Annotated in this window: 12 protein-coding genes; 8 read left to right on the plus strand and 4 right to left on the minus strand. The window is 49.3% G+C overall.

The window, feature by feature from the left end; genetic code table 11:
- The first annotated feature begins 160 nt into the window (after window positions 1-160).
- The 4 genes from QZT18_RS03220 (at window position 161) to QZT18_RS03235 (ending at window position 3,581) form a co-directional block, all read left to right on the plus strand.
- The gene (locus QZT18_RS03220; RefSeq protein WP_294144156.1) at window positions 161-1,138 is read left to right on the plus strand and encodes a hypothetical protein; all 978 of its coding nucleotides are present in this window, start codon (window positions 161-163) and stop codon (window positions 1,136-1,138) included.
- 130 nt (window positions 1,139-1,268) lie between these two features.
- Window positions 1,269-1,871, plus strand: coding sequence for an NUDIX hydrolase (locus QZT18_RS03225; RefSeq protein WP_366925784.1), 603 nt, complete (start codon window positions 1,269-1,271; stop codon window positions 1,869-1,871).
- Between the two features lie 100 nt (window positions 1,872-1,971).
- Window positions 1,972-2,517 carry a stage II sporulation protein M gene (locus QZT18_RS03230; protein ID WP_294144158.1) on the plus strand — a complete coding sequence of 182 codons (546 nt, stop codon included), beginning with the start codon at window positions 1,972-1,974 and terminating at the stop codon, window positions 2,515-2,517.
- A gap of 215 nt (window positions 2,518-2,732) precedes the next feature.
- A complete protein-coding gene (locus QZT18_RS03235; RefSeq protein ID WP_294144160.1) occupies window positions 2,733-3,581 on the plus strand; it encodes a site-specific tyrosine recombinase in 849 nt (282 codons plus the stop codon).
- 168 nt (window positions 3,582-3,749) lie between these two features.
- On the opposite strand, the gene QZT18_RS03240 is transcribed toward QZT18_RS03235, so the two are convergent.
- Both QZT18_RS03240 and QZT18_RS03245 read right to left on the minus strand, forming a co-directional pair.
- Entirely contained in the window at window positions 3,750-5,072 is a 1,323-nt protein-coding gene (locus tag QZT18_RS03240) for a GntP family permease (RefSeq protein WP_294144163.1), read from the minus strand.
- Between the two features lie 140 nt (window positions 5,073-5,212).
- The gene (locus QZT18_RS03245) at window positions 5,213-6,184 is read right to left on the minus strand and encodes a LysR family transcriptional regulator (protein WP_294144165.1); all 972 of its coding nucleotides are present in this window, start codon (window positions 6,182-6,184) and stop codon (window positions 5,213-5,215) included.
- 250 nt (window positions 6,185-6,434) lie between these two features.
- Between QZT18_RS03245 and QZT18_RS03250 the strand changes: the two genes are divergently transcribed.
- The 4 genes from QZT18_RS03250 (at window position 6,435) to QZT18_RS03265 (ending at window position 9,568) form a co-directional block, all read left to right on the plus strand.
- Window positions 6,435-7,373 (plus strand): hydroxyacid dehydrogenase, encoded by a 939-nt coding sequence (locus tag QZT18_RS03250; protein ID WP_294144168.1) that lies wholly within the window; start codon window positions 6,435-6,437, stop codon window positions 7,371-7,373.
- A 45-nt stretch (window positions 7,374-7,418) separates the two neighbouring features.
- Entirely contained in the window at window positions 7,419-8,342 is a 924-nt protein-coding gene (locus QZT18_RS03255; RefSeq protein ID WP_294144169.1) for a fumarylacetoacetate hydrolase family protein, read from the plus strand.
- 113 nt (window positions 8,343-8,455) lie between these two features.
- Entirely contained in the window at window positions 8,456-9,250 is a 795-nt protein-coding gene (locus QZT18_RS03260; protein WP_294144171.1) for an SDR family oxidoreductase, read from the plus strand.
- Window positions 9,251-9,310: 60 nt separating this feature from the next.
- Entirely contained in the window at window positions 9,311-9,568 is a 258-nt protein-coding gene (locus QZT18_RS03265; protein WP_294144173.1) for a hypothetical protein, read from the plus strand.
- Window positions 9,569-10,450: 882 nt separating this feature from the next.
- On the opposite strand, the gene QZT18_RS03270 is transcribed toward QZT18_RS03265, so the two are convergent.
- Both QZT18_RS03270 and QZT18_RS03275 read right to left on the minus strand, forming a co-directional pair.
- The gene (locus QZT18_RS03270; protein ID WP_294144175.1) at window positions 10,451-11,503 is read right to left on the minus strand and encodes a HAMP domain-containing sensor histidine kinase; all 1,053 of its coding nucleotides are present in this window, start codon (window positions 11,501-11,503) and stop codon (window positions 10,451-10,453) included.
- On the minus strand, window positions 11,500-12,177 hold the full coding sequence (locus tag QZT18_RS03275) for a response regulator transcription factor (RefSeq protein ID WP_294144177.1): 678 nt from the start codon (window positions 12,175-12,177) through the stop codon (window positions 11,500-11,502). Before QZT18_RS03275 ends, QZT18_RS03270 begins: the two co-directional genes overlap by 4 nt.
- Between the last annotated feature and the right edge of the window lie 21 nt (window positions 12,178-12,198).

Below are 12,198 nucleotides of genomic sequence, written 5' to 3' on the forward strand. Positions count from 1 at the left end.
ACACAAGGGCGCGGCAGAATTTCCTGCCGCGCCCTTGTGCCGGTACTTGAAAAACAGCGGGGACTGAGGTATGATGAATTAAGAACCCCGGTCACCGGCAGCAGCCATGCGGCATTAACAGAATCCGTGAAATGGCTGTTTACGGATAGGGAGAGGTTTTATGAAAAATAAAAAGAAACTTTATGCGGCCATGCTGGCCGCTTTGGCGGTATCCGGGTTTGCGGCGATGAATTCGTTTGCGGCGTCCAGGAATAAAATATCGTCAATACGCCTGGAGGTAAAGGATCATATGCAGCCCGGCAGCGCCCTGGATGAGCCGGAGGAACTGTCAATTGAAACCGGCGCGGAGAATTATGCGGTAAGCGGCTGGGAGATTGAAAATGCCGGCTATACCTGGAAACGCAGTGACAAGCCCAGAGTCAAGGTGAGAATCGTTACGGAGGATGACGGGTATTTTGACGTTTCTAAGGCTCAAGTAAAGGTGAAGGGCGATGAAGCGACGGTTTATTCGGTACGGAAAGAGGAATCCCAGGTTCTGACCGTTACCCTGGATTTGAGGCCCATGTATCAGCGGGTGGGAGCCGTTGAGGACGCCTGGCTGAAGGATACGGTTGCGGCCTGGACGCCGGCAATCGGCGCGGAGAGCTACGACATCTACCTGTTCCGGGATGAACGCGCCGTGGGCAGCAGGAAGACGACAACGGAGACCACCTATGATTTCGGGACTGCGATGCATAAGGACGGAGAGTATTATTATAAGGTCCGTGCAGTAGGCGGAGAAGGGGTTAAGGAAGGTAAGTATACAATATCGGAGAGCTTCTATGTCAGCCCGTCCGACACCGGTCAGGAAACGGGGGAAACAAAAAAAGCGCTGAACAATTCGGAACGTATCCCGGGAGAGTGGATTCAGAATGAAAAGGGCTGGAGATGGACCGGCACAGATGGTTCGAGGCCGGTAAACAGCTGGGCCGACGTGGATGGAAAGAGGTACTATTTCGGCGGAGACGGATATATGGTAACCGGATGGATCAAGTGGGAAGATAACTGGTACTATCTGGGGCCGGAAGGGGATATGCAGACGAACTGCCTGACCCCGGACGGTTACATCGTGGATGAGAACGGCGCCCGGGTCTGGTGATTTCATAAAGCCTGCGGGTAAGCCTGCCGAACCGAATCTTCTGCGCCCTCTCCAAACAAAACGCAAAATGCCGGTTTTTTAACCGGTTCTATCATAAATTTAAATGGATGAAAAGGAGCAGCAGAAGAAAATGGTTGAAAAAGCAGATAAGAATTTCATTGGAGAAACAACAGACGGCAGGCATGAAACCGTCCCGGTCGAGAGACTGAAAAGAGAGCTTAAATACGAGGGCACCGTCCTTAAAATGTATGAAGATACGGTCAAAGTGAACGGCCATGAAGCAAAATGGGATTTTATCCATCACGACGGAGCGGCGGCCGTGGTAGCCGTGAATAAGGAGGGGAAACTTCTTATGGTGCGCCAGTACCGTAATGCCCTTGACCGCTATACGCTTGAAATTCCCGCGGGCAAACTGGATTTTCCTGGAGAACCCAAAATAGAATGCGCCTTCCGGGAACTGGAAGAGGAGACCGGGTTTAAGACGGATCATCTGGAATTTCTGCTGAGTGTCAACACCACCATTGCATTCTGCGACGAGGCCATCGATATTTTCCTGGCGAGAAATCTGATCCCGTCGAGCCAGCATCTCGATCCGGACGAGGAGATTGATGTGGAGGAGTGGGAGCTGAAGGATCTGCTGGAACTGATTTATTCCGGTAAGATGACGGATGGGAAGACGATTGCCGCCATCCTGGCTTACGCATGTAAATTTGGCGGCGGCAGCCAAAAGTAGGGGCTGTATAGAATAGAGAGACAGAACGCAGCATAGATTGGAAGAAATGGGGTAACTGCGGAACGGTTCCGTGGTTACGAAGCGGGAAAGGTGAGCCTGTATGGGAAAAAATCATGCACCATTTCGTTTTCAACCGTCTATGCTGACAGCGTTCTGTTTTTTTGTGGGGATATTAGCCGGAACGGTGTGGGTTAACCGGATGGGGGACGGCCTAAAGGAGCAGCTCGGCGTGTTCGGACAGGCGTTTCTGTCGGGCGGCGCACCGCCTCCCTCCATGGAACAACTGGCGGAGCTGATACTGAAACGGGGACTCTTGATGGGGATTCTGTGGCTTCTCGGAATGTCCTTATTTGCCATTCCCGGGTTCTGCCTGGCGGCCGTCTATGCCGGATTCTCTCTGGCATTTCTGATATCTTCCATGACGGTCCAGGCAGGGGTGATGGGAGTCTTCCTTTTTCTTCTCTCGGTGTTTCCGCAGATGGTATTTTACCTGCCGGTATTTGCCGTGCTCTACATATGGGGGATGGCTCCCGGCAGCAAAATCCACGGCGGTGGCTTTGCCGTGCTCCTTCTCCTGACAGCGGCCGGTGCGGCGTCGGAACTGTGGCTGAACCCCTGGTTTATGCATTTCACGTCCGTATTCTGAGAAAAACTTAAAAAATATTTAAAATATTTTTAACAACATGTAGGGGAGGCAAAACCTGCCTTCCAACATGTTGTATTTTTTATGTTAATCAGCCGGAAAATGGTATAAAAGTGGGAAAAATGTGTTTGATTTTATCAAAAAATGTATATATAATGTTACGTACAGGCTGGTTTTTGCCTTGTTTTGGAGGAAAGATGGATAGGGGAAGCAGTAGTATGGTAGCAGAAATAGAAATTTTTATAAAATACCTGCAGGAGGTCAAAAAGATGTCCCGGAACACCGTTTTATCATATCACCGGGATCTTTTACAGATGGCAGCCTATATGGCGGAGAGAGGAATTACCGAGGCTGGGAAAGTTACAAAGACCAGTCTTATGTCCTACATTCTTTTTATGGAAAAGGAAGGAAAGGCAACCACCACCATATCCCGTATGCTGGCATCCATGAAAGCATTTTTCCACTATGAATTTTCGGAGGGAAAGATAAGGCGCAATCCGGCCGAACTGGTACATGCCCCGAAGATTGAAAAGAAGGCGCCGGTCATCCTCACGGTGGAGGAAGTCACGGCCTTACTCAGACAGCCGTCCGGCCGTTCCCCGAAAGAAATCAGGGACAAGGCCATGCTGGAGCTTCTCTATGCAACCGGTATCCGTGTATCGGAACTGACGAACCTGACGCTGTCGAATATAAACATGAGCATCGGCTTCATCACCTGCCACGACGGCGGGAAAGACAGAACCATCCCGTTCAGCAGAGTAGCCAAGAGCGCAATGGAAGACTACATACAGAACGCCCGCCCGGAACTGACAAAGAAGAAAGAGTCGGACTGGCTTTTCGTAAACTGCAACGGCGGCCAGATGAGCCGTCAGGGTTTCTGGAAGATCATCAAATACTACGGTGACAAAGCCGGAATCGATTCCGACATCACCCCCCATACCCTGCGCCATTCATTCGCAGCCCATCTGATAGGCGGCGGCGCCGACATGAAAGCCGTCCAGGTCATCCTTGGCCACTCGGACGTTGCAACCACGCAGATGTATGCCGCATATGTTGGGAAACGGTAGGCAGGAAGATATAAATAAAATGTTCAATTTCAAACGCCCGGACAGTGTTAAGCTGTCCGGGCGTTTTTATCGGTTCTGGCAAGTTGAGGACATTAGACTTTTCCGATATTCCCCCAAATGGATGTGTAAGTATTATATCTTCGGTCAATTGGTGATAGGAACAGTGTATTAGATAATTCCCGCAAAATAGAGAATCAGGGTGGTGACTGAACAAAAAATGCCGGACAGCGCGGAGGCCCCGCTGATGGACAGGAAGGAATCTTTCATATCCATCTTGCACATGGAGCTGACCAGCCAGAAGCCGGAGCTGTTGGCATGGCTGACAAATACGGCGCCGGAGCACATGGACAGAAATGCAGCCAGAGGTGAGAGGCCTAGTACACCCAGCATAGGAAGGCTCAATGCGGCGGAAGTTGTGACGCCCAGAGTGTTGGAGCCGGTGATGGTCCGGATCAGGCAGGCAATAATCATAGGAACAAAGACTCCCGGGATATGTGCCTGTACAATCATGTCTGCCAGCATTTCCGCCACTCCGGCATTTTTGATAAAGGCGGCCAAAGAGCCGCCCAGCGCCGTGATAAAGACCGGACCGGCACAGCCGAGGATGGCTTTATCGATCCAACCGCTTCTCACGTCATCTTTTTTCCACCAGTCTCTGACCTGCGTAAAGACGGCCAGCATACATCCGATTGTGAGGGCAGACAGCGGTTCACCGATGAATGACATGATATTGCTGACGGCAGTGCCGGGGATAACGGCATCACAGACGGTATGGATTACAATTAAAAGGACCGGAATCAAGACAGGACCGATCGATTTCAGGAAAGAGGGGAGCCTGTCCTCCGGAATCTGCTCTCCCTGTAAAAAGGCCTCATTGAGGGGAATCTGTTTTTTCAGTTTGGAGGCATAGAATACCGTTATGACCAAGCCTGGAATCGAAACGAGAATTCCCCAGGGAATCGCGACTCCCAGAGGCACGCCCAGGATGGCGGCAGCCGCCACGGGCCCGGGCGTCGGGGGAACAAGAGAACTGGAAGTGACTCCAATTCCGACGACGGCGGCAAAGGCCACCATAGAAATCCCGGTCTGGGCAGCCAGATTCGTACAGATTGGAATAATCAGCAGACTGATAGTGTCGGGAAAAATCGGAATACCTAAAAGATAGCAGCTGATACCAACAGCAGTCAGGACATGCTTTTCCCCAAAGAATTTGACAAAGGTTTTTGTGATTTTAACAGCGGCGCCGGTGGCGCTCATAACTTCGCCCAGAAGGGAGCCCAGAAGAATAATCAGGCCTACACTTTTGCAGGTGTTTCCAAAACCGGTGTTAATCAGGCCTGGTATTTCATTGAGCGGTGTTCCAATCAGGAGCCCCAGTAAGATTGTGACGAAAAAAAGTGATGTGACCGCATGTATTTTGAATTTTGCTATCATCAAAATCAAAACTGCAATTGCGGCAAAAAATACGGCAATAATATAAAGATTCGACATACGTCCTCCCAAAGAATATAGTTTTTCGGTTTTGTGCGCACAAACCTGTATTCTATGGTTTGAATTTTAACATATGGCTACAGAGAAGTCTAAGACAGAAATGACAATAAAACTATTAGCGAATACTAATAGCAAAAGGGTTAATCACCCTGCAAGGTCCTGATTTTTTCTGAAGCACGGTTTTTTTCAAGGATGCCGTGGTAATAATCGGAAATAATGTCAATCAGGCAGTGGGACAGCGGAGAGAGATAGCTGTTTTTCCGGTAGATAACGGAAAGCGGGATCTCTAAATCTGGGGTCTGTAAATCAAAAAAAGTCAGTTCCGGATGTCGGATCGCATCTTGGAGCCCTGTCTCCACCAGAAAACAGAATCCCAGACCGGCTGCCGCCAGCTTTAAGGCCGTACTGTTATTTGTCGTGTTCAGCTGATCGGGGAAGACTAGTAAATTCTTTTCCAGATAGTTGTGAACATGGCGCCCTACAGTCAAATTCCTGTTTAGGGAAATGAAGCGCTCTTCTTCAAGAAGGGATAGCAGTTCCTGTTTGCTGAGTCCGGAATTTCCGGTAAACTCTTTCGTAATCGCAGAGCGGCAGTTCGTGACCAGCAGAATCCTCTCGTGAGAGATGGTGTCGCTGACTATCTCCTCCGGTATAACAGCGGCAGTCGTATTCATCACGGCAAAATCAATACGGCCGGACTGGATTAAAGCAAACAATTCGCTGACAGGGTACTCATGAAGATTGATCCTGGCCTGTGGATGCTCCTTTAAAAATACCGGCAGAATTTCCGGAAAGAGAATTGAACCCCGCCAAGTCCCCAGGCCGAGATCTACGGTCTGGCTTTTATTTCTGTTCAGATTACTCAACTCTGCCTCAAATTTCTGGTACAGGTAAGTATCACTTTCCAGATAATTTTTATAGATCTCCCCTGCCGTTGTCAGTACAAGCGGATTTTGGGAGCGGTCAAAAAGTCTCACTTCCAGAGCGGCTTCCAGCTTAGCGATGTACTGACTTAAGGACGATTGGGAAATATAGAGTTTCTCTGCAGCTCTGGAAAAATTCCGCTCGCGTACAATTGTCAAAAAGTATTCCGGATTTCTGTTTACTACCATAATGCACACTCCCATTATATCTGCATAGATTGAACTGGATTTTCAGTAAGGTTTTTTACAGTATATCATTCTGCGCTCTGAAAGTCTAAATAAAAATCAAGTTGCTATTAGATTTCACTTATACTAACATGAGGGTTTCAATATTGGATTTTTTCTCCTGAATCGATTACCATGAAGTTACAGCACATTTGTATCCGCGGTGAAAACTGCCGGAATACAAAGTGAATTTTATACAGGAGGTATTAAGAATATGGCGAAAATCCTGATTACGGAATCGATCCATCCGTCGGGACCGGAGCTTTTAAAAAAGGCAGGGCACCAGGTCGTGATGGTAGAAGGAAGGGATTACGGACAGGTCAAAAAAGAGATTGCCGACGCAGATGCGGTAATTGTGCGGATTATGGAGCTGCCGCGGCCGCTCCTTGAGACGGCTGAGAAGTTAAAAATCGTGAGCAAACACGGAGTAGGGATTGACAATATCGATCTCGAGTATTGCCGGGAGGCCGGTATTGCCGTGACGGTTACGCCGAACGCCAACAGCCTATCTGTGGCGGAGCATGCGTTTGCACTGATGATGGCGTTGGCTAAGAATGTGATTCCCGTCTCTAATGCTTACAGAGAGAATGGCTTTTCAGCCAAAAATCATAAGGAAGGCGTAGAAATATCAGAGAAGACGCTGGGCCTGATTGGCCTGGGATGTATTGGAAGCCGTTTTGCGGATATGGCGGTGGGCGGTTTTCATATGAAAGTGCTGGCCTATGATCCTTACATAGCAGAGGAGCCGGATGGTGTTATCATGGTAAGGGATTTAGAAGAGCTGCTTAAAAAGGCGGATTTTGTTTCTCTCCACTGTGCACTGGTTCCTGAAACCAGACATATGATCAATGCTGAGCGTCTGGCACAGATGAAACCCTCCGCTTTTCTGATCAATTGCGCCCGCGGCGCGCTGGTCGATGAGGCGGCGCTAGTAGAGGTGCTGCAGAAAGAAAAACTGGCTGGAGCCGGACTTGATGTGACCGATCCGGAGCCGGAACCGGCTGATAGCCTTTTATTTAGGATGCCGAATGTGATTGTGACTCCCCATTACGCGCCGTCTACCATAGAAGCCGCTGCCCGGGTATCACAGATGGCTGCTGAAAATATCAGGCAGTTTTTAAGCGGCATGGATCCGGAAGGCAGAAAAATTTAGTTTTCACAGAGTATAAATCAAGCAGAGAAAAGGAGGAATAGAGCAATGAGACTTGCAACGATTCGATTAAACGGGGCGGAGATTGCCGGTATTGTTACAGAAAAGGGGATTTGTCCGATTCGGGCGTTAAATTCTTTTAAGGGGACATCCTGGAAGGAGGAGATGTTCGACTTAATTCAGGCAGAGCAGATACCGGATTTAACCGTCTGGTACAATAACGGCGGAAAAGAAGAACTGGAAACTATACCGGGTCTGGTGGCGGCTGATGAGGCAGTCTATGGGCCTCTGTACCGCAATCCGAAAAGAATTTTCGGCATTGGCCTGAACTATGTGGATCATGCCGGAGATATCGGTACGGCTGCTCCTACCGGTTTTCCGGGCAGTTTCTTTAAAATGGCGGATACCCTGATTGGCCCAGGAGATACCATTGAGCTGCCTGCTTTAAAGGAAGCGCAGAAGACGACGGCAGAGGCAGAGTTGGGAATTATCATGGGCCGTGACTGCCGTGATGTGGCGGAGGAAGACTGGGAGAGCGCAATTGTGGGTTACACCACAGTCCTTGATATGACAGAAGAATCGATTTTAAAAGGAAATGATTATGTCCAGGGAAATCCGCGCTATCTGTGTATTGTGAAAAATTTCCCCACCTTCTTTTCCTTCGGTCCTGAGTTGGTGACCCCGGATGAGGTTCCGGATGTGCTGAAGCTGGAGGTACAATCCGTCTATAACGGTGGGATTTATGCAAAAAATACAGTCAGTAATATGACACACCGCCCGTCAAGGCTGGTTTCTCTGCACAGCAGCATCCAGGGCTGGTATGCAGGGGATATCCTGTCTACCGGAACCCCGCGGGCGTTCCATATTCAAGACGGAGATGTGGCAGAGTGCCGAATCTATGGTCCGGACGGATTTGAGATGAAGCCGCTGGTAAACCCTGTGTTAGACCGAAAACTTCATCCGGAGCTGTAAAATAAAAGGTAACGGGTTTAGAAGATAAAATTCTGCAGTAATGATGAAGGTACTGAATAATTCTTATTTAAAAAACGAAAATATAAATTTAAACCGGCAGGAGGAAAAGAAGGATGAATTTGGGATTAAAGAATAAAGTAGTTCTCTGCATGGCATCTGCGGCGGGATTGGGAAAAGGAATCGCAGCAGAGATGGCGAGAGAAGGCGCGAAGGTAATGATGTGCACGGCAAAACCGTTTGAAGAACAGCTGGCCGCAGCACAGGAGGAAATAGAAAAGGAAACGGGTAATCGCCCGGCGATTTTTCTTTGCGATGTAAATGATCCGGAGGATATTAAGAAGCTGGTGACACATACCGTGGAGCAGCTGGGAGATATCTGGGCTTTGGTGAACATGTGTCCGGGACCCAAACCGGGAGACTTTGATTCTTTCCAGGATGATGATTGGGAGAAGGCATTTCAGACGTGTCTTCTGTCTTATGTAAGAACCATTCGGGCCTGCCTGCCTTCTATGCGGAGGCTGGGTGGAGGGAGGATTATAAATTCCACCTCCTCTTCGGTAAAAGACTGTCTGGACAATCTGATTCTATCGAACACCATGCGGATGGGAGTAGTAGGGATGAGCAAAACACTGTCTTTCGAGCTTGGAAAAGATAATATCCTGATTAATGTCATTGGACCCGGACGTATCGGCACAGCTCGTATCACAAGCCTCAATACGATGCGGGCGGAAAAAGCGGGAATAACGGTGACGGAATATGAGAAAGAAGATTTAAAGAGCTTCCCTCTGGGACGATATGGGACGACGGATGAGTATGGCCGGCTGGCGGCATTTCTCTGCTCCGAGGCGAACAGTTATATCTCGGGCCAGACCGTTCTGCTCGACGGAGGAATGACAAGAGCTTACTAAAAGACAGAGGGATAAAAATGAGAGAACTCAGCCAAACTAAGGAAAAAAGGAGTTTTAGTCATGAGAGAAGAGACCTTAAAAGGCCAGAGAGACGCCATAATGGACATAGTAAAAACCATGCCTTACGGCCAGAAAGAAAAACTGCTGACAGAAATAGCAGAAGAAATTTCCCATTTTCCGTCCCAAACCAGTAAAAAAGCATCCGGTTCCCTGTCGGAAAAGGAGTGCAATGTGATTCTTTCAAGAATTGCAGGGGAACTGGGGCTGAGCGATGCCTCAAAACTGCCCTATGCCTCGTTTTTGTCCCACCGCCATTAAGAGGGGTTTTAGTTGAGATGTGAGGACGCCTCTGAAAGACGGCGGACGGGGTGGTGGGAGGGTGTATATGAGCCTTCAGTCCCGATTGGTAGGGTACGGTAAGGGGGAATCCAGGAGAAAAAATTCCTACGGGGACTCGCTCCCGCTTGTGGAATGCGTAGCGGATGCTAGATTCGAAAAAACCTCATCAAGCACCGGCGGATTCCAATGTCCCCTTCGGAAAGTTTTCTCCTTCCTTCCCCAGGCAGGTAGTCGACGGGACTGAAGACTCAGCGAAGGTATTGCCCGTCCGCCGTCTTCAGAGGCTGATTGTCTCTTTCGTCAAGTGCGGGAGAGGTATTGTCGCGGCTACTATGTGGTCGTGACTTTTTTTACATTTTTAAGGTATTTCGGGATGAATCCAGAGTTGAATTTAATGATCAATCGTTAGAAAATTCAATGTTATATACATAGATATGACAAGCGTCAAAATTCAGGCACATCAATTTAAAACTAAACCGGAGGCAGTCTCCTGGCATTTGAAGGAACATAGTGGTAGCGACAGGAGTCCCCCGCACTTGAAGGAATAGAACAAATCAGCCTACGCAGGCCGAGGTTCGGGATGGCGAAAACCTTCGCGTCTTCAGTCCCGGGCCATAACTTCCCCGTGGGGAAGAAGGGAGAAAAAGATTCCGGAGGAAACCTGGGAGTCCATCGGCACTTACCGAGGTCTTTTCGAGGTTAGTGCCCGCTATGTACTCCGAAGAGCGCAAGCGTTTTCCGCAGGAACTTTTTCTGCCCGGATTCCCCACTTGCGACATCCTACCTCCCGGGACTGAAGACTCATTCCCTCCCTCTCACCATCCCGAACCCCGACCGTCCGGCGGCGTTCTCATTTCTCAATTAAACACCCCGTGGCAGAATCACCTTAAAACAGCTCCCTTCATCCACCCTGCTCTCCACCGAGATTGTCCCGCCGGACAGCTCCACAATTCTCTTCGTAATCGACAGTCCCAGCCCGTTTCCGCTGCGTCCCAGCTCCTTATTTGCGCTGTAGAATTTCTCAAATACGCGCCGCATGGTATTTTCATCCATTCCAATCCCGGTATCCGAAATCGTGATCTCCACTGCTTCCGGCAGAACCCGCATGGAAGCGGCGATGCTGCCGCCCGCGGGCGTGAATTTGACTGCGTTTTGGAACAGGTTCAGCCATACCTGCATCAGAAGATCCGCATTGCCGAAATAGCGGACGGGAGGCAGGTCAATATCCAGATCCAGATGCTTTTTCTCCCAGAGAGGTTCCAGCATAAGCAGGGCCTGGCGTATCTGCTCATCCAGCTTAAAGTTTGACTGGCCGGTTATAATCTCCTGCTTTTCCAGACGGGAGAGCATGAGGATATTGCCGGCCATGGAGGAGAGCTGCTTCGTGCTGTCCATTATAATGCGGATATATTCGTTTTTATCCTCCTCCGAGAGGGAAGGCTCCTGAAGCAGGGTGGCATAGCCCTCGATAGCCGCAAGGGGAGTCTTAAATTCATGGGAAATATTCGTCACAAAGTCGTTGCGGAAAGACTCGATGCTTCCCAGCTCCTGTACCATCCGGTTGAAATTGTCGGTCAGTTCCCGCAGTTCCCCGAGCGATTTCCCGGCCTCCACCTGTATCGTAAAATCGCCTTTCGCCACTTGCTTTGCAGCCTGGCTCAGATTGCCCAGGGGAACCAGCACCTTAATCCACAGTCCCATAGAGATGCCGAAGCTGATAAAGACACTGCTCAGAAAGAAGATCAGGCTGGGGAAAAACGGGTTAAACTGCAGGAAACGAATCTTGCGTTCTTCGCCGTTCGCTATGATATTTACGAGAAAACCCGCCATCAGCGGCATCACCGACAGGGTGATAAAAATAAGAATCAGCATAAGAAACCAGTACTGTGGAAGATGAAAGCGTTTCTTTTTCATAGTTCGGACTTCACCACCTTATATCCCAGACCTCTCACGGTCATGATCAGAAAATCGTCACAGTCGCGGAAACGTTCCCGCAGCCGGTTAACATGGACATCCACGGTTCTTTCATCCGAGGTGGAGTCCATTCCCCAAATCTCATCCATAAGCTGCTGTCTGGTAAAAATCTTGTTGGGGTAGGACATCAGTTTATAGAGCAGATAGAACTCCTTTTGCGGGAGTAGAGTCTCCTCTCCGTTTATGGTCACGGTCAGGGCGTCATAATTGAGCGTTGTATCGCCGCATGTGATCCGGCGGTCCGTGGCGATCCTGGCCCGCTTTAACAGGGCGCCGACCCTTAAGACCATCTCGTTTACATCAATGGGTTTTACCATATAATCATCGGTTCCGGCGAGGAACCCTTCCTGTTTGTCTTCAAACCGTTCTTTGGCTGTAATAATAAGAATCGGGAGCGTGTACCCGTTTCCCCTCAGCGTCCGGATCAACTCATAGCCATCCATCCCCGGCATCATGACATCGGAAATGATCAAATCAATATATTCGGTGTCCAAAAGTTCAAGCGCCTCTTTTCCGTCCGCCGCCGGAACGGCCAGATACCCGCTGCGGTTTAAGACGGTGCAGAACAGGGAGCGCAGTTTTACGTCGTCTTCTACGACCAGAACATGAAACATATATTTATCCTCCGTTCAATC

This window comes from uncultured Clostridium sp. (assembly GCF_900547735.1).
Classification (GTDB): domain Bacteria; phylum Bacillota; class Clostridia; order Lachnospirales; family Lachnospiraceae; genus Otoolea.

Excerpts from the sequence above, each read along its gene's own strand:
- QZT18_RS03220 (WP_294144156.1), top strand. The coding sequence starts at position 161 with ATGAAAAATAAAAAGAAACTTTATGCGGCCATGCTGGCCGCTTTGGCG.
- QZT18_RS03225 (WP_366925784.1), top strand. The coding sequence starts at position 1,269 with ATGGTTGAAAAAGCAGATAAGAATTTCATTGGAGAAACAACAGACGGC.
- QZT18_RS03230 (WP_294144158.1), top strand. The coding sequence starts at position 1,972 with ATGGGAAAAAATCATGCACCATTTCGTTTTCAACCGTCTATGCTGACA.
- QZT18_RS03235 (WP_294144160.1), top strand. The coding sequence starts at position 2,733 with ATGGTAGCAGAAATAGAAATTTTTATAAAATACCTGCAGGAGGTCAAA.
- QZT18_RS03240 (WP_294144163.1), bottom strand. The coding sequence starts at position 5,072 with ATGTCGAATCTTTATATTATTGCCGTATTTTTTGCCGCAATTGCAGTT.
- QZT18_RS03245 (WP_294144165.1), bottom strand. The coding sequence starts at position 6,184 with ATGGTAGTAAACAGAAATCCGGAATACTTTTTGACAATTGTACGCGAG.
- QZT18_RS03250 (WP_294144168.1), top strand. The coding sequence starts at position 6,435 with ATGGCGAAAATCCTGATTACGGAATCGATCCATCCGTCGGGACCGGAG.
- QZT18_RS03255 (WP_294144169.1), top strand. The coding sequence starts at position 7,419 with ATGAGACTTGCAACGATTCGATTAAACGGGGCGGAGATTGCCGGTATT.
- QZT18_RS03260 (WP_294144171.1), top strand. The coding sequence starts at position 8,456 with ATGAATTTGGGATTAAAGAATAAAGTAGTTCTCTGCATGGCATCTGCG.
- QZT18_RS03265 (WP_294144173.1), top strand. The coding sequence starts at position 9,311 with ATGAGAGAAGAGACCTTAAAAGGCCAGAGAGACGCCATAATGGACATA.
- QZT18_RS03270 (WP_294144175.1), bottom strand. The coding sequence starts at position 11,503 with ATGAAAAAGAAACGCTTTCATCTTCCACAGTACTGGTTTCTTATGCTG.
- QZT18_RS03275 (WP_294144177.1), bottom strand. The coding sequence starts at position 12,177 with ATGTTTCATGTTCTGGTCGTAGAAGACGACGTAAAACTGCGCTCCCTG.